Here is a 22,814-nt window from a genome sequence, read left to right as displayed (position 1 = left end):
AAAAACGCAGTTTTCGACTTAAGTAAAATCTCATTTCCCTTTTGAAGGAGGTTTTCGCGGTTTGATGTATTTACGAGCTTTACTGGTTTTCGCCTTATTGATTCCCTTCCATGCACTGTCCCTGAATTTCTCTTCTACCTTCCTGCGCCTTAATTGTCCGCAAAGAGGACTTGTCGAAGTTATTCTTCACGTTTATGACCACACCCAGGAACGATGGCACGGTCATTTTGAAACCGGCGCGGGGCACAAACGTGCGGGTGATACCGAAATTATCCCGTTTGCCAACGGCGATATTCTCTTCCATTCCCTGTCGAGCGACGCTTTCAGCTATTTATATGATGGGGAAACGATCCTGAGGCATTGCGTAAAGCTTGATGAGCGGCCGGTTTATCCGTCGTTTTGAAGTGAGCAAATCAAACTGGCCACCCTGTGGCCAGTTTGACGGCGGATCAGAAACGATAACCCGCAGAGAACATGAACACCCACGGATCCAGCCGAGTATTGATACTTTGCTGCTGACCGCCCGCCTTGAAGCGTACGTCCGTATCAATATCCATGTACCAGACCGAGGCGTTGATCAGCCAGTCGCGGTTAATCAGGTAATCCAGACCGACCTGTCCCGCCATGCCCCACGAATCTTTCAGGCTGAGATCCGTCAGACCCGCCTCTTTACCGGTATCGTTGAATTTCTCATCAAAGAAGGTGGTGTAGTTCACACCGGCGCCAATATAAGGGCGCACCTTGCTGCTTGAGTCACCAAAGTACCATTGCGCCATCAGCGTTGGCGGTAAATGGTGAACCGTGGCGATATCACCGGTCGGCCCGAGACCCACGCGATGACGGAACGGCGTTGCTGCCAGAAGCTCAACACCAACATTATCCGTCGCCATATAGGTGAACGTTAAACCTAACTGGGTGTTATTACTGACGCTAAAACCGCCCATACCCAGCACGTTATCCGATCCTTCAGTTGGGCGAACCGTAGCCGAACCGGCACGAATAAAGAATTCGCCTGCTTCATGCGCATACGCGCCGCCAGAGAGACTGCTTAATACAAGGGCTGCCACCGCTAATTTTTTCATATCCGCTCCATCGTTGTGGTTTTAATCGCGGGTGAGAATATACTCACAAAAGGGTAATAAGTGATCTGCCACAGATCACATTAAAACCAGTAACTTAACATTCATTGATCTGGATTAATTTTTTGTTACGCATCCAAAACCAATAAGTTGTTTCCATGTCAATTTTTGGCATTTCACGGTTACAAAATTTTCCCTTTTCCCCCTCTTGCTCTTCCTCTGGCGGCTGGATAATTTATCGCTTCACAAGTTGATTTGATGCGTTCTTCTTTTGCAGGTGTGCCATGAGTGATATTAACCCGTGCATGACGTGCGGAGCCTGTTGTGCGTATTTTCGAGTCTCTTTCTACTGGGCCGAAGCCAGCGATGGCGGCGGTGCCGTTCCGGTTCATCTTACTGAGCCGTTAACCCCCTTTCTGCGCTGCATGAGCGGCACAAACCAAAAGCAGGCTCGCTGTGTTGCGCTACAGGGCGAGCCTGGGGTCTCTACCCGGTGTTCTATCTATGAGGATCGCCCCAGCCCGTGCCGGGAATTTGCCATGTCGGGGGAAGATGGGCAGGTCAACGAAGCCTGTAACCGCGCCCGCGCGCGCGTTGGATTACCGCCGCTTTACAAAGATATGCTTTTCCATACAAGCCTTGATGCTGCCACAGCAGGTGCATCCGGTGTACAATTGCCGGCTAATTAACACCTGCAATACTCAAGGAGAGTGCATGTCTATCACGGCGAAGTCTGTCTACCGTGACACGGGAAACTTTTTCCGCAATCAGTTCATAACCTTTTTACTGATCGCGTTGCTATGTGCCTTTATCACGGTGGTGCTGGGCCATGCCTTCTCACCGAGTGAAGAACAGATTGCCAGCCTGAGCCAGGGCGACCACCTTGCGGGTAGCGTGGGGTTGTTTGAACTGGTGCAAAACATGACGCCGGAGCAGCAGCAAATTCTGCTGCGCGCTTCTGCCGCGTCCACGTTCTCAGGCCTGATTGGTAATGCAATTCTGGCGGGCGGCGTTTTGCTGATGATTCAGCTGGTATCGGCGGGTCATCGGGTCAGCGCCTTGCGGGCGATTGGTGCCAGTGCGCCAGTTTTACCCAAGCTGTTTATCCTGATCTTTTTAACCACCCTGCTGGTGCAGATGGGGATTATGCTGGTCGTGGTGCCGGGTGTGTTACTGGCTATCGTGCTCTCATTTGCGCCGGTGATGGTCGTGCAGGATAAAATGGGGATTTTTACCGCGATGCGCAGCAGCATCCGACTGGCATGGGCTAATATGCGTCTGGTGGCGCCCGCCGTGATCGGCTGGCTGCTCGCCAAAACGCTGCTGTTACTGTTTGCGCCGAATTTTGCGGTATTAACGCCCAATGTTGGCGCGGTAGTGGCGAATACGCTGAGCAATCTGATTTCAGCGGTACTGCTGGTCTATCTGTTCCGCCTGTATATGTTAATTCGTCAGTAATCCCGAGGCGGGGGGCATCGCTGTCTCCCGCCCCGCTCAGAAGATGGAATCACAGAATGAAGCAGTTTCTTGATTTTTTACCGCTCGTGGTCTTTTTTGCTTTTTATAAGCTGTACGATATTTATGCCGCCACCACTGCGCTGATCGTTGCGACCGCCGTCGTACTGATTTACAGCTGGGTTCGCTATCGTAAAGTCGAAAAAATGGCGCTGGTTACCTTCGTCCTGGTCGCCGTTTTCGGCGGGCTTACCCTGTTCTTCCACAATGATGAATTTATTAAGTGGAAAGTGACCGTCATTTACGCGCTGTTTGCGGGCGCATTGTTAATCAGCCAGTGGGTGATGAAAAAGCCGCTGATCCAGCGCATGCTGGGCAAAGAGCTGACGCTGCCTCAACACGTCTGGTCCCGTCTGAATATCGCCTGGGCGGTCTTCTTTATTCTCTGCGGTCTCGCTAACATCTATATTGCTTTCTGGCTGCCGCAGAATATCTGGGTCAATTTTAAGGTCTTTGGCCTGACCGCGCTGACGCTTATCTTCACGCTGTTAAGCGGCGTATATATCTATCGCCACATGCCGCAGGACGACAAGCACTGATTAATGACTGACCAGAACGTCAACGACAGGTGTTCTGGTCTATTCTCTCCGCTGTGAAATCATAGTAGCATCCCGCCTGAAGTCTTCCGTTACGAGTTAAAACAATGACAACAACTAACGCCCCTCAGGGCGAACTGGTTTTACGCACACTGGCAATGCCCGCTGACACCAATGCCAATGGCGATATTTTTGGCGGCTGGCTGATGTCGCAGATGGATATGGGCGGCGCAATTCTGGCAAAAGAGATCGCCCACGGGCGCGTGGTGACGGTGCGGGTGGACGGCATGACCTTCCTGCGCCCGGTTGCGGTAGGGGATGTGGTTTGCTGCTACGCGCGCTGCGTGAAACGCGGCAATACCTCCATTTCCATCAACATCGAAGTCTGGGTGAAGAAAGTCTCTTCTGAGCCGATTGGGCAGCGTTATAAGGCCACTGAAGCGCTGTTTATTTATGTCGCAGTGGACAGCGAGGGTAAACCTCGTCAACTTCCACAAGCCTGATCGACAGGCAAAAAAAAGCCTCCTTTCGGAGGCTTTTTTTATTCCATCTGCGCCCCGCCGTTCAGGCGGAAAACGATATTAACAATCAATCCGCTGCCCGGCTTGCCTGGCTCATAGCGCCATCTGCGCATCGCCGATTTCACTTCGCGCTCAAACATATTAGAAGGCTGAGCAGATAAAATTTCCACGTTATCCACGCGTCCATCCGCGGTCACGTCAAATTTCACCCGTACGCGGCCTTCAATACGTAAGGCCTGAGCTCGCGCCGGATATTGGGGCTGGTTGCGGCTTACGGCACGCGGGCCCGCCGGTGCGGTAACCGTTGGCTTTGAAGTCGTTGCCGTATTGTTCATCACCGGACGTGAAGGCGCTGCATTTTCTACCGGCTGGGTTGCGCGCGGTTCAACCGGACGTTCCTCGCGTTTTGGACGCTCCTCGACCTTCTTCACCGGCTTTGGCTTCGGCTTAGGTTTTGGCTTCGGTTCAGGCTTGTGGATCACCACCGGGGCTTCCTTCGGTGGCGCCGGAACAGGCTCGGGTTCTGGCTCCGGTTCAGCCACCGGCTGTGGCGGCGGAGGGGCAACCTGCGGCGGTTCAAGATCCGCTGGCGAGACCATCGTCACCGAAATCGGCTGCGCGGGCGCGGGCATTTCAATAACCTGATGAACCGAGGTATACAGCAGACCCGCCACAACGGCACCGTGAATCACGACAGAAAGCAGCGTCGGCCAGGGAAAGCGGCGAGGTAAATCAAGGGTCATCGAAGTCATAGTCATCAACGTTAAAAAACCGAGCACTGATTTTAAATGCAAATAGCAATCATATTCAATAAGACACTTTGTTCTGACGCAACTTTAGCGCATGAGAGGCCAAAAAAGGCGCATTCAGATCAGGGTATTAACATTGTTTTTATTTTACATTGCAGTCGTTTGCCCTTTCACATAACGTAACTGACACTTTTACCGGTTAAGGAGCTTCGCCGTGTTTTACGTGATTTACTCTGAAGATGTTGCTGATTCGCTCGAAAAACGCCAGGCTGTGCGCCCTGCGCATCTGGCACGTTTGCAGTTGCTTCAGGATGAAGGTCGATTACTGACCGCCGGCCCTATGCCTGCAGTAGACAGCAACGATCCGGGTGCCGCCGGTTTTGCCGGCTCCACGGTTATTGCTGAGTTTGAATCCCAGGAAGCCGCTCAGGCCTGGGCTGACGCAGATCCGTATGTTGCGGCAGGTGTATATGCGAAGGTGACGGTTCGACCGTATAAGAAAGTGTTCTGATACCAAAGCGGCTCCGCAAGGAGCCTTTTTTATAGCGCCGGTTGTGCGTCTTTATACCGGGTAAACTGCTGCTCTGTAATCAGGCTTCCCCACTGGTCGCCTTCCCACTCTTTTACCAGCGTAAACCCAAACGACTCGTACAGACGCCGGGCGGCGGTAAGCTTATTGAATGTCCAGAGGTGCACGGCTGAAAAACCGGCGCTATCGCAAAAACGCATCGCTTCATTCAGCAGTTTTTTCCCCACGCCGTGTCCCCGGCAGCCATCATCAAGAATAAACCAGCGAAGATGGGCTTCACCCGGTGCCAGATCCTCGCCATCGATCGCCACTGACCCCACTATCCTGCCGTTCATCATCGCCAGCCAGATCTGGTTGCACGGCTTATCCAACCGTTCACTAAATTCTGCGAGTCCTGTCGCCACTTTGGCCTCAAAAAAGCGGCCAAAATGATGTTCACGAGCGTAATAACTCCCGTGCATTTCCGCTATACGGCCAATCATGCCGGGGATATACCCCTGCACTATCGTAAGCTCGTCAGGGTGCGTCTCGTTGCCCGACTCACGGCATGCCTGCAGCGCATTGGCATAAAGGGTGAGCCCCTCCGAAATGGTCTGCTGCTGGGCAGGAGCAAGACATTTTATTGCTGAGACCACGCGCTCATTGCTGAAGGCATTAATTTTGCTGACCGTCTCGTGACCTTTCGCGGTCAGCCTGAGGCTCTTTGCTCTCGCGTCCTCAGTAGAAATAACTTCCTCGAGTTCGCCCGCGGCAATCAGGCGAGCAAGCATCCGGCTGACGCTGGACTTTTCCAGGCCCAGCAGTTGCACCAGCTGACTCGCCGTCATCTGTTTGCGTAAGGCGATTTCGACCAGGGTATGGACGGCCGAAGGTGAGTAGCTCGTTGAAGCCAGGGTAGAACCCATAAAACCTAACTCTCGCACCATGAGGCGCGAGGAACGTCGAATAACGCTGACTACCGGGGTTTCGCTGTGCATGTTCTGTCCTCACCATTTAGTTGTACTATACAACTAAATGGTGAGGGATTGTCAAACAGAATAAAAAAGGCTCCCGCAGGAGCCTTTCATCAATCAATGCAGCGACGCTAACCTCGCCGCAAACCCAACAAACAGCAGCCCTATCAGCCCGTTCCCCAGCTTTGCCAGTTTCTTTTTCGTTTTGAGATAACGCGTGACAAACGCACCGGAGAAGATCAGGAAGCTCATGTACATGAAGCTTATCAACTCAAGCGTCGTCGCGAGGATAAGGAAAGAGGTGCCGGTGCTCTGTGCGTTCACGTCAATAAACTGAACGAAGAACGATACGTAGAACAGAATCGCTTTGGGATTCGTCATGCTCAATACCAGCGAACGTTTCATGATCATACTGGCAGGTTCGGGGCCGCTCTCATGCGCGTTTTTCTGACGGTTCACCACCGACCAGAGCATTTTGCCCCCCAGCCACAGCAGATAGAAGGCGCCCAGGTAGCGCACGATATTAAACAGTACCGGTGTGGTCTGGATTAATGCCGCGACGCCCGCCCAGGCCAGAAACATCAGTACCGCATCACCGATAAACACGCCTGTGGCGGCAAGATACCCTTTTTTAACCCCGTGACCAATCCCGGTTTTCAGCACAAACAGGGTATTCGGCCCCGGTACCAGCACGATAAAAAATGCGCCAACAACATACGTCCAGAAATTCAGTACGCCAAACTCCGCAAACACTTCTCCCTCCTTTTGCTCAATACAGCAGGAATAGCGCTGCAAATACGCTACTCCTAAAAATCAGACGCTACAAAATCAGCGGGCACCATTACGGTGCCCTCATGGTACTCAGATATCCTGGACTGCGAACAGCAACGCGTTGCGATGCCGGGTCATTCCACATTTTCTGATGGCGTGAATACGCATATTGCGGCGGGATTGTGCTTCCAGCCAACGAGCCTTGCGACGACTCACCTGTCGCAACATGCGCCAGCGCCCTACTTCTGTTCTACTGCGCTTCATGTCTACAACTCTTTCTCTAACACTTTTTCTCTAAAAGAAAGGCCATTATAAACCCAACCCTGCGGCAAACCAGCGCTTTTACCTGGCGTTTTTATTTGCCAGATGAATCCTGATGCGTACACTCATAACAATACGCTTTCAAAAGGATTTTTTTACCTATGACAACCTTCTACACCGTGGTGAGTTGGCTGGTCATTTTGGGATACTGGCTGTTAATCGCAGGTGTGACATTACGCATCCTGATGAAGCGCAGAGCCGTTCCCTCTGCCATGGCCTGGCTTCTGATAATCTACATCCTCCCGCTGGTGGGAATTATAGCCTATCTCTCTTTCGGTGAGCTTCACTTGGGTAAACGCCGCGCAGAGCGGGCCCGTGCCATGTGGCCCTCCACCGCAAAGTGGCTGAACGATCTTAAAGCCTGCAAACATATCTTTGCCGAGGAGAACAGTAGCGTCGCATCGTCACTGTTTAAGCTGTGCGAGCGCCGTCAGGGGATTGGTGGCGTTAAGGGCAATCAGCTCCAGCTGCTGACCTCGTCCGACGACGTCATGCAGGCATTAATTCGCGATATCCAGCTGGCGCGTCATAATATCGAGATGGTTTTTTATATCTGGCAGCCCGGCGGGATGGCTGACCAGGTCGCTGAATCGCTGATGGCCGCGGCGCGACGCGGCATTCACTGCCGTCTGATGCTTGACTCCGCAGGCAGCGTGGCATTTTTCCGTAGCCCCTGGGCGGGCATGATGCGTAATGCTGGGATCGAGGTGGTCGAGGCGCTGAAGGTCAATCTCCTGCGCGTGTTTCTGCGCCGGATGGATCTCCGTCAGCATCGCAAAATGATCATGATCGATAACTATATTGCCTACACCGGCAGCATGAACATGGTTGATCCGCGCTTCTTCAAGCAGGACTCGGGCGTGGGCCAGTGGGTGGATTTGATGGCGCGAATGGAGGGGCCGATTGCCACCTCGATGGGCATCGTTTACTCCTGCGACTGGGAGATAGAAACCGGCAAACGCATTCTGCCGCCACCGCCGGACGGCAATATTATGCCGTTTGAAGAGGCCAGCGGTCACACCATTCATACCATTGCTTCCGGGCCGGGCTTCCCGGAGGATTTGATTCATCAGGCGCTGCTGACGGCAACGTACTCGGCGCGTGAATACCTGATCATGACGACGCCCTACTTTGTTCCCAGCGATGACCTCCTTCACGCGATCTGTACCGCGGCGCAGCGCGGCGTCGATGTGAGCATTATATTGCCGCGCAAAAATGACTCCCTTCTGGTGGGCTGGGCCAGCCGGGCCTTCTTTAGCGAACTGCTGGCCGCAGGGGTGAAGATCTACCAGTTTGAAGGTGGATTGCTCCACACCAAAAGCGTGCTTGTCGACGGCGAGTTAAGCCTGGTGGGAACGGTCAATCTGGATATGCGCAGCCTGTGGCTCAACTTTGAAATCACGCTGGTTATTGATGATGCTGGCTTTGGTGGCGATCTCGCCGCGGTGCAGGATGATTATATCTCCCGCTCGCGGCTGCTGGATGCCAGACTGTGGGTAAAACGTCCGCTGTGGCAGAGAATTGCCGAACGACTGTTTTACTTCTTTAGTCCGTTGCTGTAAAACGTGCCCAACGATGTTTAACAGGTAGTCATCATGGAAATGGATCTGAACAATCGCCTGACCGAAGACGAAACGCTCGAGCAGGCCTATGACATTTTTCTCGAACTGGCGGTTGATAACCTCGATCCCGCAGACGTGATCCTCTTTAATCTGCAGTTCGAAGAGCGCGGCGGTGCCGAACTGTTCGACCCTTCAGAAGACTGGGCTGAGCATGTGGATTTCGACCTGAATCCTGACTTTTTTGCCGAAGTGGTGATTGGGCTGGCCGATGAAGACGGTGGCGAAATTAACGATATCTTCGCCCGCGTCCTGCTCTGTCGAGAGAAAGACCACAAGCTGTGCCATATCCTCTGGCGCGAATAATAAAAAAGGCTGCGATTGCAGCCTTTTTTATTTACTCCGGCAACGCACTTCCGCAGCGGTGACAAAACCGCGCGTTAAGGTCATGGTCACCCTGGTGACATGCCGGACATTTGCGCTGCTGCTTGCGGCTCTGAAATGCGCTGCTCATGTGCGTGGTAATAAGCCCGGTTGGAATGGCAATGACCGAATAGCCAATCAAAATCAGCACTGAGGCCACAATGCGGCCCAGCGGCGTATGGGGCGTGATATCACCGTACCCCACGGTCGTCACGGTTACTATCGCCCAATAAACGGACGCATTGAGCGTCGTAAAGCCATATTTGGGCCCTTCTATTAAATACATCAGCGCGCCAAAAACAATCATGACGATGGCAATAAACGAGTAGAACAAAATAAGCTGATGCCGTGCGCTGACGATCGCACTCCAGAACACGCGTAATGACGGCATAAAACGCAGTAATTTCAGAATACGTAATACCCGAATCACGCGCATCGCCCGCCAGGCAAAAACATAGCTCAGGCTGATTTCCGGCCACAGCCACATGACGTAGAGCGGCAGAATAGTGGCTAAATCAATATATCCCCAGAAGCTGAAAACATATCGGGCCGGGTTGGGCCACGCAATTACTCTGAGCAGATATTCAGCGGTAAAAACCAGGGTAATCGCCAGCTCAAGCCAGACAAAGACATGCCATTCGTCAAACGTCAGGTGGTATTGCGTCCCGGCACCCGATTCAATAAAAATGACCACCACGCTGAGGAGCGCAAATAACCCACAAAGACCTTCGAATCGCCGTCCGGATACCGTTTCAGGATCGAATAAAACATGATAAAGCCGCCGACGGGCTGACGTGAATAAACGCGACACAGTAACCTCGCAAAAAATAAGGGCTGACATCATGTCAGCCCTTGCGATTATAACGGGTCTACTTTCAGGCAGGAAACCGCATGTCGGAAACTGCCTTCGAGAACCGGTCGCGTTTTCGCACATTCCGGCCCGGCCATTGGGCAGCGCGTGCGGAAGACGCAGCCCGACGGCGGGTTAATTGGTGAGGGTAATTCCCCTTCCAGAAGCTGGATAGTCTTATTCTTTTCCAGATCGGGATCGGGGATCGGTACCGCGGACATCAGCGCTCTGGTGTATGGGTGCAATGGATTGTGGTACACCTCGTCATAGGTGCCCAGCTCCACGGCGTGACCCAGGTACATCACCAGCACGCGGTCGGAAATGTGTTTCACCACGGCCAGGTCATGCGCGATGAAGATCAGCGACAGCCCCATTTCGCGCTGCAGCTTCTGCAGCAGGTTAACCACCTGCGCCTGAATGGACACGTCCAGTGCGGAAACCGGCTCATCACAGATAATCAGCTTCGGTTCGAGGATCAGGGCGCGCGCAATACCAATACGCTGACACTGACCGCCTGAGAACTCGTGCGGATAGCGGTTGATGAGGTTAGGCAACAGCCCGACTTTCAGCATCATCGCCTTAACGCGATCGCGCACTTCCTGACGGGACATCTTCGGATGATAGGTCCGCAGCGGCTCGGCAATAATCTCACCGATGGTCATACGCGGGTTAAGTGACGCCAGCGGATCCTGGAAAATCATCTGGATATCGCTGCGCACCTCGCGCCACTCGTCGGGTTTCATGCCCAGCAGATCTTTACCCAGCCAGGCCACTTTACCGTCGGTGGCTTTCACCAGACCGATAATGGCGCGCGCAAAGGTCGATTTACCGCAGCCGGACTCGCCCACCACGCCCAGGGTTTCCCCTTCATACAGGCGCAGCGTGACGCCGTCCACCGCTTTCAGGGTCTTCGACGGCTGCCAGAACCACTGTTTGCCGTCTTTGATGTCGAAATGCACCTTAAGGTCAGCAATCTCGAGCAGCACATTGCGTTTTTCATCTAATGCGTTCATACCAGCTCCTCCTGCGGCTTAAAGCAGGCGCGCAGACGGCCTGGTGCAAACTCTTCCAGCGGCGGAGCGCTGTTGCAGATTTCCATCGCGTGCGGACAGCGCGGCTGGAACGGACAGCCTTTCGGCAGGCGCAGCAGGTTTGGCGGGTTGCCCGGAATGGTGAGCAGGGATTCCCCTTCCGCATCAAGACGTGGCACCGCATTCAGCAGCCCAATGGAGTAAGGATGAGCAGGCTGATAGAACACGTCACGCGCTTTTCCGTATTCCATGGTACGACCGGCATACATCACCAGCACTTTGTCACAGATGCCCGCCACCACGCCCAGGTCGTGGGTGATCATAATAATCGCCGTGTTAAACTCACGCTTCAGCTCGTTCAGCAGGGTCATGATTTGTGCCTGAACGGTAACGTCCAGCGCGGTGGTCGGTTCGTCGGCAATCAGCAGTTTTGGCCGGCACAGCAGCGCCATCGCAATCATCACGCGCTGACGCATACCGCCAGAAAACTCGTGCGGGAACATGCGCATGCGCTTGCGCGCCTCCGGCATTTTCACCGCATCGAGCATTTTGACCGACTCTTCGAAGGCTTCCGCTTTACCCAGGCCTTTGTGCAGCATCAGGACTTCCATCAGCTGCTCGCCGACGCGCATGTACGGGTTCAGCGAGGTCATCGGATCCTGGAAAATCATCGAGATCTGCTCGGCGCGCAGCTTGTTCAGCTCTTGCTCCGGCAGGTTGAGGATTTCGCGACCGTTGAATTTCGCGGAACCGCCAATCACACCGTTAGCGGCCAGCAGGCCCATTAGCGCAAAGGCAGTCTGGGATTTCCCGGATCCGGATTCACCCACGATGCCGAGCGTTTCGCCCGCGCGCAGGTTGAAGTTGAGATCGTTCACGGCGGTCACATCCCCGTCCGGGGTCTTAAAGGTGACGCGAAGATCTTTTACGTCCAGCAGAAGGTCGCTCCGCTGCTGCGCCTGTGGCGCGGTTGCCGTTTCAATAATTGTCATGACGGCGCTCCTTAACGGTCTTTCGGGTCGAGGGCATCACGCAGGCCATCGCCGATAAAGTTAAAACAAAACAGGGTAACGACCAGGAAACCCGCCGGGTATAACAGCAGCCACGGAGACACTTCCATTGAGTTTGCACCGTCACTCAGCAGCGCGCCCCAGCTGCTGAGCGGCTCTTGCGTACCCAGACCGAGGAAGCTCAGGAAAGATTCAAACAGGATCATGCTTGGCACCAGCAGTGAGGCATAGACCACCACCACGCCCAGCACGTTAGGAACGATATGGCGAACCACGATATTCCCGGTAGAGACACCGCCGACCTGCGCGGCTTCGATAAACTCTTTGCGTTTGAGGCTCAGGGTCTGGCCGCGGACAATACGCGCCATATCCAGCCAGGAAACCATCCCGATGGCCACGAAGATCAGCAAAATATTCTGACCGAAGAAGGTCACCAGCAGGATGACGAAGAACATAAACGGGAAGGAGTTCAGGATTTCCAGCAGACGCATCATTACCGAGTCTATTTTGCCGCCAAGGTAGCCGGACAGTGAGCCGTAGAGCGTACCCACGATCACCGCCACCAGCGCGGCAGCAATACCGACCATCAGTGAGATACGGCCACCGATAGCGACACGCACCAGCAGATCGCGTCCTGAGGAGTCCGTGCCAAAATAGTGGCCTGATTCCATATCCGGCGCGCTGGACATCATGCCCCAGTCGGTGTCGAAATAGGTAAATTGCGACAGCATCGGCGCCAGGGTCACAAACAGCGCGATGATTACCAGAACAACCAGACTGGCAACCGCCGCTCGGTTGTGCATAAAGCGACGGCGCGCGTCCTGCCAGAGGCTACGACCTTCTACTTCCAGTTTTTCACTGAAGTTTTCCAGCGCCTCGCTGTTTTTCTTACTCAACATCATGGCGTGCTCCAGTTAGTAACGGATTTTCGGGTCGATGACGGCGTACAGCACATCGACGATAGCGTTAAAGAGAATGGTCAGCGCACCGACGAGAATGGTCAGGCTCAGTACCAGCGAATAATCGCGGTTGAGCGCACCGTTTACGAACAGCTGACCAATGCCCGGCAGACCATAGATTGTTTCGATAACCATAGAGCCGGTAATGATCCCGACAAATGCCGGTCCCATGTAGGAGAGCACGGGCAACAGCGCCGGTTTAAGCGCGTGGCGGAAGATAATGCGACGCATCGGCAGCCCTTTAGCGCGCGCGGTACGAATGAAGTTCGAGTGCAGCACTTCGATCATTGAACCACGGGTGATACGCGCGATACTGGCGATGTACGCCAGAGATAATGCCACCATTGGCAAAATCATGAACTTCAATGCCCCGCCGTTCCAGCCGCCGCCCGGCAGCCACTTCAACGTGATGGCGAATATCATCACCAGTAATGGCGCGACAACGAAGCTGGGTATCACTACCCCGGTCATTGCCACCCCCATTACGGCATAATCCCATTTGGTATTTTGTCTGAGCGCGGCGATAACGCCTGCGGTGACCCCGAAAACGATGGCCAGAATAAATGCCGCAGCACCCAACTTAGCCGAAACCGGGAAGCTGGACGCCACAAGGTCGTTAACGGAATAGTCTTTATATTTAAATGACGGTCCAAAATCACCGTGAGCCAGCTGCTTCAGATAATTGAAGTACTGGGTGGAGATGGGATCGTTTAAGTGGTATTTCGCTTCGATATTCGCCATGACTTCTGGCGGCAGCGTACGTTCACCGGTAAATGGACTTCCCGGCGCAAGGCGCATCATGAAGAAGGAAATCGTGATGAGAATAAATAGCGTTGGAATCGCTTCAAGACAGCGACGTAGGATAAATTTCAACATTGCCCGTACCTTCTGGCGTGTGCCTATATTATGTGACGTTGGTTAGACACCGTGGGGCGAGCACGCCCGCCCCACTCATTGCCATTAATGCTTGATAATATACAAGTTTTTAACGTAGATATTATCCATCGGGTCTTTACCGGTATACCCACCTACCCATGGTTTCACCAGACGGGCGTTAACGTAGTAGTAAACCGGAACGATCGCGGAATCTTTATCCAGCTGCTGCTCGGCCTTAGAGTACAGTTCTGTACGCTGTGCTTCGTCAGTGGTTTTCAGCGTGTCGCCAATCAGCTTGTCGAACGCCGGGCTCTTATAGTGCGCGGTGTTGTTCGAGCTGTCGCTCAGCATGGTATTCAGGAAGGAGGTCGGTTCGTTATAGTCCGCACACCAGCCAGCACGTGCCACATCAAAGGTGCCCTGATGACGGCTGTCGAGGAAGGTTTTCCACTCCTGGTTCTCCAGCTTCACGTTCGCGCCCAGGTTTTTCTTCCAGATCGAAGCGACGGCGATAGCCAGTTTTTTGTGCAGATCGGAGGTGTTGTACAACAGGCTGAAGGTCAGCGGCTTATCTGCGGTATAGCCCGCTTCGGCCAGCAGTTTCTTCGCTTCTGCGTTACGCTGTTCCTGCGTCTGTTTGAACCAGTCTGGCTCGGTCAGTTTTGCACCATCGGTGTATGGAGGGGTATAGCTGTATGCCGGCAGATCGCCCTGGTTTTTCACTTTGTTTACGATGATATCGCGATCCAGAGCCAGCTTCAGCGCGGTACGTACACGTACGTCGGTGAACGGTGCTTTCTGGTTGTTGATTTCATAGTAGTAGGTGCACAGGTACGGATCGACGTGAACTTCTTTAGGGATCTCTTTCTTCAGTTTCTGGAACAATTCAATCGGCATGTTGTTATAGGTCATGTCGATTTCACCGCTGCGGTAGCGGTTAACGTCAGTCACTTCGGACGAAATTGGCAGGTAGGTCACCTGATTAATGACGGTTTTCGCGTTGTCCCAGTATTGCGGATTACGCTCAAGCACCATACGCTCGTTGACCACCCAGTCTTTCAGCTTATAGGCACCGTTGGTCACGATATTGGCAGGCTGCGTCCATTTTTCACCAAATTTTTCCACGGCGGATTTTGGTACCGGGGAGACGGACGGGTGAACCAGCAGCTTATAGAAGTACGGAACAGGTTCGCTCAACGTCACTTCAAAGGTATTCGCATCAATCGCTTTTACGCCCAGGTCGGTAACAGGTTTTTTACCCGCGATGATGTCATCAATATTGGCGATGTGGCCATATTGCAGGTAGCTCGCATACGGAGAAGCGGTTGTTGGGTTCGCCAGACGCTGCCAGCTATAAACGAAATCTTCGGCCGTGACCGGTGTACCGTCGGACCATTTCGCATCTTTACGCAGATGGAAGGTCCAGACTTTGAAATCTTTGTTTTCCCATTTTTCGGCTACACCCGGCGCCGGGTGGCCGTCTACGTCTGTCACCAGCAGGCCTTCGAACAGGTCGCGGTTAACGTTAGACTCAGGAACACCTTCAATTTTGTGCGGGTCAAGAGACTGAACTTCCGCACCGTTGTTACGCACCAGCGTTTGCTTCTCAGCCAGTTGAACACCTGCAGGAACGTCCGCAGCCATTGCAGCGTTGCCCGCGATTAGCGCAGTTAAAATCCCCGCCGCTACCAGATTTTTTTTTGTGATGATGGACATTGTGTTGGTACTCCACTCATTATAATGACTGGCCTTCGCCAGCTGTGTAATCCCCTGTTGGGGCCTGTACAGCGCAGGAGTTTTTTTTTGCTGCTGTCAGGTTCTTCTTTTACTGCTTGCTATCACCGACTTTTTTATTACTGACCGCTCGTATGGCCGTCTTGCGTCGATTCTTTACAGGCCACCCTGTTTGAGACCTGCGTTGGATATCTGAGAAGAGAACCATATGAAAATAATTCTCATCTGCTTGTTTTATGCTGCAAAATATTAGGCCGGAAAGTATCAAATGGCGTAAACGTGCGCCAATACATTTTGCAAATTTGTTAAGCAATTCTCTTTTACGGTGAGTACCGCATCGTTGAGGGCAGCCCTGCCGGACATCGAACATCAATTAAAAAACATGATATTCAACAAGATAGAGAAATTTTTCTCTACAAGCGCGTCGCTGCGCTATCATCGAGTGACTTTGTACAAAAATTTAACAACTGGTTATTATTTAGCACATTCATCTAGGGGAATGTTGAAATTACTAATATCATTTCGGTTATCTCTCAGCAAGCCCCAGAGTATCATGTGAGTAAAATAACAGAGCGATCGAAGATTTTCTGCGCAGGCGGGTTTGAGGGGAATTAATAACTTGTTGAAATACAAGCAATGAACATTATTAGTAGAATTTATTATGATATGTGAGCATTTCAACTTTAGTTATAGGATTTACTGATAATGATGTAAAAAAACGGAGCCGTGGCTCCGTTCTTTCATATGCAATATCAGTGCAGCAAACCGGGGAAAATGCTTTTAATACCCGTAACGATAAATTCAATCCCTAACGCCATCAACAGCAGGCCCATGATACGCGTTATGACGTTAATGCCCGTCTGACCCAGTAAGCGCACCAGCCAGGGTGCCATGCGGAACACGCCCCAACAGCAGAGCGCGAAAATGGCAATCGCCACTGAAAAACCAATCAGGTGCATCAGGCTATGATAGCGCGTCCCCCAGACAATGGTTGAACTGATGGCACCAGGACCGGCCATCAGCGGTAAGGCCAACGGCACTACGCCAATGCTTTCGCGGATAGCGGTTTCTGACTTCTCTTGTTTATTCTGCTTATCCTCGCCCAGCTTACCGCTGATCATGGACATGGCGATGGTCACCACCAGGATCCCACCCGCAATGCGGAAAGAGTCGATCGAAATCCCGAAGAGCTGGAGAATGGCGTCACCCAGAAAAAGAGAGGTGAGCAATATGATCGCCACTGACAGGTTAGCGGTCAGGTTGGTCTTGTTCCTGGCCGCCGCCGTCTGGTAACTCGTCATACTAATGAAGACAGGAATGATCCCCACCGGGTTGACCAGGGCAAACAAACCAATAAAAAATTTAAAGTACGTTGGAAAATCAAAGAGCGTTTGGATCACGTTTTGCTCCGCTTATACACATGCCCTGGACTGACAATTCGTCATGAGAAATCGCGCTGAAGATACCCTTTTTATTAGCATACTTCACTCGAAATCTGTGCCAAAACGTTATCATTTCAGGATGTTAAACATATGTATAATCAATGATAGCGCCACTTCCAATACTTACGTAATTATTTAACACTGGAAAAATCAGCACGAAATAACCCTGCTGAAAGGTATCAGCTTGGGGGAAAATTGACACAGATCATGATTTCCGTACTCAGAAGTGAGTAATCTTGGTTACACCCCCAGGGAGGTCACCTGACAAAAGGGATGATGCCAAGGTAAGGCTCTTTTAGTAAATTAGTGTGCTGACGCAGAAAGTAACTCTTTGTTTTACTTTGTGTTACGCAAGTCGTATCGGCTCTGTCTATACTGTGTGACGTATCGAGCGCTGGTTTACTAAAAGAGTTTAAACATTATCAGGAGAGCATTATGGCTGTTACTAATATCGCTGAACTGAACGCCCTCGTCGAGCGCGTTAAAAAAGCCCAGCGTGAATATGCCAATTTCACCCAAGAACAGGTTGATAAAATCTTCCGCGCGGCCGCACTGGCTGCTGCAGATGCTCGAATCCCTCTCGCTAAAATGGCCGTTGCCGAATCCGGCATGGGTATCGTGGAAGATAAAGTGATTAAAAACCACTTCGCTTCCGAGTATATCTATAACGCCTATAAAGATGAGAAAACCTGTGGCGTGCTGTCCGAAGACGACACCTTCGGTACTATCACCATCGCTGAACCTATCGGCATCATCTGCGGTATTGTTCCGACCACTAACCCAACGTCTACCGCTATCTTCAAATCGCTGATTAGCCTGAAGACCCGTAACGCAATCATTTTCTCTCCACACCCACGTGCGAAAGACGCGACCAACAAAGCTGCGGATATTGTCCTGCAGGCGGCAATCGCTGCTGGCGCACCAAAAGATCTGATCGGCTGGATCGACCAACCTTCCGTTGAGCTCTCCAACGCCCTGATGCATCACCCGGACATTAACCTGATCCTGGCGACCGGTGGTCCTGGCATGGTTAAAGCGGCATACAGCTCCGGTAAACCAGCCATCGGTGTGGGCGCCGGTAACACCCCTGTTGTTATCGACGAAACCGCTGACATCAAACGTGCCGTTGCGTCTGTACTGATGTCTAAAACCTTCGATAACGGCGTGATCTGTGCATCTGAACAGTCTGTTGTTGTTGTTGACTCCGTGTACGACGCCGTTCGCGAACGTTTCGCCAGCCACGGCGGCTACCTGCTGCAGGGGAAAGAGTTGAAAGCAGTTCAGGACATCATCCTGAAAAATGGCGCGCTGAACGCCGCTATCGTAGGTCAGCCAGCATACAAGATTGCTGAACTCGCAGGCTTTACCGTTCCGGCAACAACTAAAATCCTGATCGGTGAAGTGAAAGTTGTCGACGAAAGCGAGCCGTTTGCACATGAAAAACTGTCTCCAACGCTTGCAATGTACCGTGCGAAAGATTTCGAAGACGCGGTAGAAAAAGCCGAGAAGCTGGTTGCCATGGGTGGTATCGGTCACACCTCTTGTCTGTACACTGACCAGGATAACCAGCCAGAGCGTGTTGCTCACTTCGGTCAGATGATGAAAACTGCCCGTATTCTGATTAACACCCCTGCTTCTCAGGGTGGTATCGGTGATCTGTACAACTTCAAACTCGCACCTTCCCTGACTCTGGGTTGTGGTTCCTGGGGTGGTAACTCCATCTCTGAAAACGTTGGTCCAAAACACCTGATCAACAAGAAAACCGTTGCTAAGCGAGCTGAAAACATGTTGTGGCACAAACTTCCGAAATCTATCTACTTCCGCCGTGGCTCACTGCCAATCGCGCTGGATGAAGTGATTACTGATGGCCACAAACGTGCGCTCATCGTGACTGACCGTTTCCTGTTTAACAACGGCTACGCTGACCAGATCACCTCTGTGCTGAAAGCGGCTGGCGTTGAAACTGAAGTGTTCTTTGAAGTTGAAGCTGACCCTACCCTGAGCGTTGTGCGTAAAGGTGCTGAGCTGGCTAACTCCTTCAAACCAGATGTGATTATCGCACTGGGTGGTGGTTCCCCAATGGACGCCGCGAAGATCATGTGGGTCATGTACGAACATCCTGAAACCCACTTCGAAGAACTGGCGCTGCGCTTTATGGACATCCGTAAACGTATCTACAAGTTCCCGAAAATGGGCGTAAAAGCGAAGATGATCGCGGTCACCACCACTTCCGGTACCGGTTCAGAAGTCACGCCATTCGCGGTAGTAACGGACGATGCGACAGGTCAGAAATACCCGCTGGCAGACTATGCCCTGACCCCAGACATGGCTATCGTCGATGCGAACCTGGTCATGGATATGCCGAAGTCACTGTGTGCGTTCGGTGGTCTGGATGCGGTAACTCACGCCCTGGAAGCTTACGTTTCTGTACTGGCGTCTGAGTTCTCTGACGGTCAGGCTCTGCAGGCTCTGAAACTGCTGAAGGAAAACCTGCCAGCGTCCTATAACGAAGGGTCTAAAAACCCGGTAGCACGTGAACGCGTTCACAGTGCAGCAACCATCGCCGGTATCGCGTTTGCGAACGCCTTCCTGGGTGTTTGCCACTCTATGGCGCACAAACTGGGTTCACAGTTCCACATTCCTCACGGTCTGGCGAACGCCCTGTTGATCAGCAACGTTATTCGTTATAACGCTAACGACAACCCAACCAAGCAGACTGCTTTCAGCCAGTACGACCGTCCGCAAGCACGTCGTCGTTATGCTGAAATCGCAGACCACCTTGGTCTGAGCGCACCGGGCGACCGTACTGCTGCGAAGATTGAAAAACTGCTGGCATGGCTGGAAAGTCTGAAAGCTGAGCTGGGTATTCCTAAATCTATCCGTGAAGCGGGCGTACAGGAAGCTGACTTCCTCGCTCATGTAGATAAGCTGTCTGAAGATGCATTCGATGACCAGTGTACAGGTGCTAACCCGCGCTACCCACTGATCTCCGAGCTGAAACAGATTCTGCTGGATACCTTCTACGGTCGTGAGTTCAAAGAAGGTGACGTTGCCGCTGTGAAAACAGAAGTTCCGGTCATCAAAGCTGACAAGAAAGCGAAGAAAAGCGCTTAATTGACAGCAAATGAAAAACCCGCCTTTATGGCGGGTTTTTTTATGTCTGAATAACAAAGCTGACGTTATTTTCTGTTGTCGTGCTGAATCGCCGTCAGCGAGCCTACAGACAGCGCTTCTTTATAATGCTTACGACAGACCGATACATAGCGTTCATTACCGCCTATAACCACCTGCTCACCATCTGCATAAGGTTTTCCTGCCTGGTCGAGACGAAGCACCATACTGGCTTTGCGACCGCAGAAGCAGATCGTTTTTAATTCGACGAGTTTATCCGACCAGGCGAGCAAATACTGACTCCCGGCAAAGAGCTCGCCGCGGAAATCCGTACGCAGCCCATAGCACAGCACGGGGATATCAAGCTCATCAACCACCTCGGAAAGTGCGTGAACCTGTTCACGCGTCAGAAACTGGCTCTCATCGACCAGGACACAGTGAATAGGCCGCTCAGCATGTTCCGTGCGAATGTCCTCAAACAGATCGGTTTTCGGGTTAAACAGCCTGGCAGGTGACGAGAGTCCTATTCTGGAGCTCACCTTCCCTGCGCCAAAGCGATCGTCAATCTCAGCCGTATAAACAACGGTACGCATCCCGCGCTCCTGGTAATTGTACGAGGATTGCAGCAGCGCGGTGGATTTACCGGCATTCATCGCCGAATAGTAGAAATACAGTTGTGCCATTGGCCGTAAAACCCTAATCAATGTGTAATATTCCCGATGAGTCATTGTACCATATTTTGTCAGGTCATCAGCGATACAGCGCACAGAGGATGTAGTTCAGCGCGGCGTTCAGAACCTTCTGTTTTCGAAAATAATCCGTTAAAACATGAAGTAAACGCATGCAGCCAGGCCAATATGTTATATGTTAAGCCCAACATAACACTTGTTTTTATAGTGGAATCACCGTTCATTAAAATTCACCATTTATTAACTATTTCAGCCTTAACATCACGGGAGGGAACTAATACAAAAGGCTGATATTTATCCGCCGCAACTATAATTCCTGCGGTAAATGTCACAAAAAAAAGAGGCAATCAACCGGACAAAGCAGGTTGATGTGATAACAAGCGAGACTGTCGGGTGATGAAATTTAAGTTAGCGTAATTAATAATAGTGAGACGATTTAGTATTTTTTGAATTCCTTACATTCCTGGCTATTGCACATATGAATTTATGGCTCTATTATTAGGTCAACAAACCACCCCCCCATTATAAGTTTGAGATTACTACAATGAGCGAAGCACTTAAAATTCTGAACAACATCCGTACTCTTCGTGCGCAGGCAAGAGAATGCACCCTCGAAACGCTTGAAGAAATGCTGGAAAAATTAGAAGTTGTAGTTAATGAACGTCGCGAAGAAGAAAGCGCTGCTGCTGCTGAAATCGAAGAGCGTACTCGTAAACTGCAGCAATATCGTGAAATGCTGATTGCTGATGGTATCGATCCAAATGAATTGCTGAACAGCATGGCTGCGGCTAAAACCGGTACCAAAGCCAAGCGTGCTGCTCGTCCTGCTAAATATAGCTACGTTGACGAGAACGGCGAAACTAAAACCTGGACTGGCCAGGGTCGTACTCCTGCTGTTATCAAGAAAGCCATGGATGAGCAAGGTAAACAGCTGGATGACTTCCTGATCAAGGATTAATCACGGCACATTCAGAGAAATCCCGCATATTGCGGGATTTTTTTTAACCTAAATTTGTCCCAAACATCCTCTTACACTCTGTCATAAAGCATTATTTAACAACTTTATCGACTGTACTTTCAGACAGGTTTTCGGGAGTGTATAGGCATAAAAAAACCGGTGGGCAGCGCCTCACCGGTTTCGAACATTTACAACCGTGGCTTATTTCTTAATACCTACGCTCTCTTTGAGCCAGGTTTTAAATTCTTCGCCAAGGGTATTGTGGCGGATACCATATTCAACAAACGCCTGCATATAACCGAGCTTATTACCGCAGTCATGGCTCTTACCTTTCATATGGTAGGCCTCAACGGTCTCTTTCTCGATCAGCATATCGATGGCATCCGTCAGTTGGATCTCATCACCCGCTCCTGGAGGCGTTTTAGCCAGCAGAGGCCAGATTTCAGCACTCAGGACATAGCGACCTACAACAGCAAGGTTTGAAGGGGCTACATCGGCTTTAGGCTTCTCTACGACGCCAACCATTGGCACACTTTCACCCGGCTCAAGGTTAACGCCTTTGCAGTCAACCACACCGTATGCCGTTACGTCTTCAACAGGCTCAACCATAATCTGGCTGCTGCCGGTTTCGTCGAAACGTTTGATCATTTCAGCCAGGTTATCCTGAGAAAGATCGGATTCGTATTCGTCCAGAATAACGTCAGGCAGAATTACCGCTACAGGCTCATCACCGACAACAGGATGCGCGCACATAACAGCGTGACCCAGACCTTTAGCCAGCCCCTGACGAACCTGCATAATGGTGACGTGTGGAGGGCAAATAGACTGAACCTCTTCTAACAGCTGACGCTTAACACGCTTTTCCAGCATGGCTTCAAGTTCAAAGCTTGTATCGAAATGGTTTTCGATAGAGTTTTTAGATGAATGCGTAACCAGCACAATTTCAGTGATGCCGGCTGCAATGCATTCATTAACGACATACTGGATTAATGGCTTATCAACCAGAGGCAACATCTCTTTAGGAATCGCCTTAGTTGCTGGTAACATCCTGGTCCCCAATCCCGCTACCGGGATAACGGCCTTTCTGACTTTCGAATTTAGGGCAGCCATTCAAATTCTCCTGAGCTGTTCAAGTTTTGAACTTTTATGCAATAAATAACGCGTTGAGTATATCAGCCTCGCCCCGCAGTCCGGGTCT

24 protein-coding genes are annotated in these 22,814 nt (G+C 51.6%); 10 read left to right on the top strand and 14 right to left on the bottom strand.

Features of this window, described 5'->3' with window-relative positions; all coding sequences use genetic code 11:
* The first annotated feature begins 64 nt into the window (after positions 1-64).
* On the top strand, positions 65-403 hold the full coding sequence (locus tag ACDO57_RS04335; RefSeq protein ID WP_063621876.1) for a hypothetical protein: 339 nt from the start codon (positions 65-67) through the stop codon (positions 401-403).
* A gap of 46 nt (positions 404-449) precedes the next feature.
* Here the strand turns inward: ACDO57_RS04335 and ompW are convergent, their stop codons facing one another.
* Positions 450-1,082, bottom strand: a complete 633-nt coding sequence (gene ompW / locus ACDO57_RS04330; RefSeq protein ID WP_024907105.1) for an outer membrane protein OmpW — start codon at positions 1,080-1,082, stop codon at positions 450-452.
* A gap of 281 nt (positions 1,083-1,363) precedes the next feature.
* Here ompW and ACDO57_RS04325 point away from each other — a divergent pair, with 281 nt between their 5' ends.
* From ACDO57_RS04325 to yciA, 4 genes are all read left to right on the top strand, one after another.
* Positions 1,364-1,768 (top strand): YkgJ family cysteine cluster protein, encoded by a 405-nt coding sequence (locus tag ACDO57_RS04325; protein WP_048990749.1) that lies wholly within the window; start codon positions 1,364-1,366, stop codon positions 1,766-1,768.
* Positions 1,769-1,793: 25 nt separating this feature from the next.
* Positions 1,794-2,537: a YciC family protein gene (locus ACDO57_RS04320; protein ID WP_032647593.1), complete on the top strand. Its 744-nt coding sequence runs from the start codon at positions 1,794-1,796 to the stop codon at positions 2,535-2,537.
* 56 nt (positions 2,538-2,593) lie between these two features.
* Positions 2,594-3,133 carry a septation protein A gene (locus ACDO57_RS04315; RefSeq protein WP_032647595.1) on the top strand — a complete coding sequence of 180 codons (540 nt, stop codon included), beginning with the start codon at positions 2,594-2,596 and terminating at the stop codon, positions 3,131-3,133.
* Between the two features lie 104 nt (positions 3,134-3,237).
* Positions 3,238-3,633: an acyl-CoA thioester hydrolase YciA gene (gene yciA, locus ACDO57_RS04310; protein WP_008502796.1), complete on the top strand. Its 396-nt coding sequence runs from the start codon at positions 3,238-3,240 to the stop codon at positions 3,631-3,633.
* Between the two features lie 38 nt (positions 3,634-3,671).
* Here yciA and tonB read toward each other — a convergent pair whose 3' ends face one another.
* The gene (gene tonB, locus ACDO57_RS04305) at positions 3,672-4,394 is read right to left on the bottom strand and encodes a TonB system transport protein TonB (protein WP_024907102.1); all 723 of its coding nucleotides are present in this window, start codon (positions 4,392-4,394) and stop codon (positions 3,672-3,674) included.
* A gap of 220 nt (positions 4,395-4,614) precedes the next feature.
* Here tonB and ACDO57_RS04300 point away from each other — a divergent pair, with 220 nt between their 5' ends.
* Positions 4,615-4,911, top strand: a complete 297-nt coding sequence (locus tag ACDO57_RS04300; RefSeq protein ID WP_024907101.1) for a YciI family protein — start codon at positions 4,615-4,617, stop codon at positions 4,909-4,911.
* Between the two features lie 29 nt (positions 4,912-4,940).
* Here the strand turns inward: ACDO57_RS04300 and ACDO57_RS04295 are convergent, their stop codons facing one another.
* From ACDO57_RS04295 to ACDO57_RS04285, 3 genes are all read right to left on the bottom strand, one after another.
* Complete coding sequence (locus tag ACDO57_RS04295; RefSeq protein ID WP_370883560.1) at positions 4,941-5,906, bottom strand: GNAT family N-acetyltransferase; 966 nt, start codon at positions 5,904-5,906, stop codon at positions 4,941-4,943.
* Between the two features lie 93 nt (positions 5,907-5,999).
* Positions 6,000-6,635, bottom strand: coding sequence for a leucine efflux protein LeuE (leuE, locus tag ACDO57_RS04290; protein ID WP_370883559.1), 636 nt, complete (start codon positions 6,633-6,635; stop codon positions 6,000-6,002).
* A gap of 108 nt (positions 6,636-6,743) precedes the next feature.
* A complete protein-coding gene (locus ACDO57_RS04285) occupies positions 6,744-6,917 on the bottom strand; it encodes a YciY family protein (RefSeq protein WP_021240326.1) in 174 nt (57 codons plus the stop codon).
* Between the two features lie 158 nt (positions 6,918-7,075).
* Here ACDO57_RS04285 and cls point away from each other — a divergent pair, with 158 nt between their 5' ends.
* Together cls and ACDO57_RS04275 are read left to right on the top strand one after the other, a co-directional pair.
* A complete protein-coding gene (gene cls / locus ACDO57_RS04280) occupies positions 7,076-8,536 on the top strand; it encodes a cardiolipin synthase (protein ID WP_008502791.1) in 1,461 nt (486 codons plus the stop codon).
* Positions 8,537-8,569: 33 nt separating this feature from the next.
* A complete protein-coding gene (locus tag ACDO57_RS04275; protein WP_006810881.1) occupies positions 8,570-8,899 on the top strand; it encodes an HI1450 family dsDNA-mimic protein in 330 nt (109 codons plus the stop codon).
* 31 nt (positions 8,900-8,930) lie between these two features.
* Here the strand turns inward: ACDO57_RS04275 and ACDO57_RS04270 are convergent, their stop codons facing one another.
* From ACDO57_RS04270 to ACDO57_RS04240, 7 genes are all read right to left on the bottom strand, one after another.
* On the bottom strand, positions 8,931-9,800 hold the full coding sequence (locus tag ACDO57_RS04270) for an ion transporter (RefSeq protein WP_370883558.1): 870 nt from the start codon (positions 9,798-9,800) through the stop codon (positions 8,931-8,933).
* 14 nt (positions 9,801-9,814) lie between these two features.
* The gene (gene oppF / locus ACDO57_RS04265; protein WP_024907098.1) at positions 9,815-10,819 is read right to left on the bottom strand and encodes a murein tripeptide/oligopeptide ABC transporter ATP-binding protein OppF; all 1,005 of its coding nucleotides are present in this window, start codon (positions 10,817-10,819) and stop codon (positions 9,815-9,817) included.
* Positions 10,816-11,829, bottom strand: a complete 1,014-nt coding sequence (locus tag ACDO57_RS04260) for an ABC transporter ATP-binding protein (RefSeq protein WP_008502788.1) — start codon at positions 11,827-11,829, stop codon at positions 10,816-10,818. The genes oppF and ACDO57_RS04260 overlap by 4 nt, the downstream gene beginning before the upstream one ends.
* An 11-nt stretch (positions 11,830-11,840) precedes the next feature.
* On the bottom strand, positions 11,841-12,749 hold the full coding sequence (oppC, locus tag ACDO57_RS04255; RefSeq protein ID WP_023312096.1) for an oligopeptide ABC transporter permease OppC: 909 nt from the start codon (positions 12,747-12,749) through the stop codon (positions 11,841-11,843).
* A gap of 12 nt (positions 12,750-12,761) precedes the next feature.
* Positions 12,762-13,682: an oligopeptide ABC transporter permease OppB gene (gene oppB / locus ACDO57_RS04250; RefSeq protein WP_008502786.1), complete on the bottom strand. Its 921-nt coding sequence runs from the start codon at positions 13,680-13,682 to the stop codon at positions 12,762-12,764.
* An 84-nt stretch (positions 13,683-13,766) separates the two neighbouring features.
* Positions 13,767-15,398, bottom strand: a complete 1,632-nt coding sequence (gene oppA / locus ACDO57_RS04245; RefSeq protein WP_024907095.1) for an oligopeptide ABC transporter substrate-binding protein OppA — start codon at positions 15,396-15,398, stop codon at positions 13,767-13,769.
* Between the two features lie 770 nt (positions 15,399-16,168).
* Positions 16,169-16,816, bottom strand: coding sequence for a YchE family NAAT transporter (locus tag ACDO57_RS04240; protein WP_021240330.1), 648 nt, complete (start codon positions 16,814-16,816; stop codon positions 16,169-16,171).
* Between the two features lie 477 nt (positions 16,817-17,293).
* On the opposite strand from ACDO57_RS04240, the gene adhE reads away from it, so the two are divergent.
* Positions 17,294-19,972, top strand: a complete 2,679-nt coding sequence (gene adhE / locus ACDO57_RS04235) for a bifunctional acetaldehyde-CoA/alcohol dehydrogenase (RefSeq protein ID WP_032647603.1) — start codon at positions 17,294-17,296, stop codon at positions 19,970-19,972.
* A 65-nt stretch (positions 19,973-20,037) separates the two neighbouring features.
* Here adhE and tdk read toward each other — a convergent pair whose 3' ends face one another.
* On the bottom strand, positions 20,038-20,652 hold the full coding sequence (gene tdk / locus ACDO57_RS04230) for a thymidine kinase (RefSeq protein ID WP_024907093.1): 615 nt from the start codon (positions 20,650-20,652) through the stop codon (positions 20,038-20,040).
* A 550-nt stretch (positions 20,653-21,202) separates the two neighbouring features.
* Between tdk and hns the strand changes: the two genes are divergently transcribed.
* Positions 21,203-21,616, top strand: coding sequence for a histone-like nucleoid-structuring protein H-NS (gene hns / locus ACDO57_RS04225; RefSeq protein ID WP_008502781.1), 414 nt, complete (start codon positions 21,203-21,205; stop codon positions 21,614-21,616).
* Positions 21,617-21,817: 201 nt separating this feature from the next.
* Here the strand turns inward: hns and galU are convergent, their stop codons facing one another.
* Entirely contained in the window at positions 21,818-22,726 is a 909-nt protein-coding gene (gene galU / locus ACDO57_RS04220; RefSeq protein WP_008502780.1) for a UTP--glucose-1-phosphate uridylyltransferase GalU, read from the bottom strand.
* Positions 22,727-22,814: the final 88 nt, after the last annotated feature.

This window comes from Enterobacter cloacae complex sp. 2015409 (genome assembly GCF_041365315.1).
Taxonomy (GTDB): Bacteria; Pseudomonadota; Gammaproteobacteria; order Enterobacterales; family Enterobacteriaceae; genus Enterobacter; species Enterobacter pseudoroggenkampii.
This window is presented reverse-complemented; position numbering and strand designations above follow the sequence as displayed.

Coding starts and splice junctions, on each gene's coding strand:
- ACDO57_RS04335 (WP_063621876.1), top strand. CDS start 65: ATGTATTTACGAGCTTTACTGGTTTTCGCCTTATTGATTCCCTTCCAT.
- ompW (WP_024907105.1), bottom strand. CDS start 1,082: ATGAAAAAATTAGCGGTGGCAGCCCTTGTATTAAGCAGTCTCTCTGGC.
- ACDO57_RS04325 (WP_048990749.1), top strand. CDS start 1,364: ATGAGTGATATTAACCCGTGCATGACGTGCGGAGCCTGTTGTGCGTAT.
- ACDO57_RS04320 (WP_032647593.1), top strand. CDS start 1,794: ATGTCTATCACGGCGAAGTCTGTCTACCGTGACACGGGAAACTTTTTC.
- ACDO57_RS04315 (WP_032647595.1), top strand. CDS start 2,594: ATGAAGCAGTTTCTTGATTTTTTACCGCTCGTGGTCTTTTTTGCTTTT.
- yciA (WP_008502796.1), top strand. CDS start 3,238: ATGACAACAACTAACGCCCCTCAGGGCGAACTGGTTTTACGCACACTG.
- tonB (WP_024907102.1), bottom strand. CDS start 4,394: ATGACCCTTGATTTACCTCGCCGCTTTCCCTGGCCGACGCTGCTTTCT.
- ACDO57_RS04295 (WP_370883560.1), bottom strand. CDS start 5,906: ATGCACAGCGAAACCCCGGTAGTCAGCGTTATTCGACGTTCCTCGCGC.
- ACDO57_RS04285 (WP_021240326.1), bottom strand. CDS start 6,917: ATGAAGCGCAGTAGAACAGAAGTAGGGCGCTGGCGCATGTTGCGACAG.
- cls (WP_008502791.1), top strand. CDS start 7,076: ATGACAACCTTCTACACCGTGGTGAGTTGGCTGGTCATTTTGGGATAC.
- ACDO57_RS04275 (WP_006810881.1), top strand. CDS start 8,570: ATGGAAATGGATCTGAACAATCGCCTGACCGAAGACGAAACGCTCGAG.
- ACDO57_RS04270 (WP_370883558.1), bottom strand. CDS start 9,800: ATGATGTCAGCCCTTATTTTTTGCGAGGTTACTGTGTCGCGTTTATTC.
- oppF (WP_024907098.1), bottom strand. CDS start 10,819: ATGAACGCATTAGATGAAAAACGCAATGTGCTGCTCGAGATTGCTGAC.
- ACDO57_RS04260 (WP_008502788.1), bottom strand. CDS start 11,829: ATGACAATTATTGAAACGGCAACCGCGCCACAGGCGCAGCAGCGGAGC.
- oppC (WP_023312096.1), bottom strand. CDS start 12,749: ATGATGTTGAGTAAGAAAAACAGCGAGGCGCTGGAAAACTTCAGTGAA.
- oppB (WP_008502786.1), bottom strand. CDS start 13,682: ATGTTGAAATTTATCCTACGTCGCTGTCTTGAAGCGATTCCAACGCTA.
- oppA (WP_024907095.1), bottom strand. CDS start 15,398: ATGTCCATCATCACAAAAAAAAATCTGGTAGCGGCGGGGATTTTAACT.
- adhE (WP_032647603.1), top strand. CDS start 17,294: ATGGCTGTTACTAATATCGCTGAACTGAACGCCCTCGTCGAGCGCGTT.
- tdk (WP_024907093.1), bottom strand. CDS start 20,652: ATGGCACAACTGTATTTCTACTATTCGGCGATGAATGCCGGTAAATCC.
- hns (WP_008502781.1), top strand. CDS start 21,203: ATGAGCGAAGCACTTAAAATTCTGAACAACATCCGTACTCTTCGTGCG.
- galU (WP_008502780.1), bottom strand. CDS start 22,726: ATGGCTGCCCTAAATTCGAAAGTCAGAAAGGCCGTTATCCCGGTAGCG.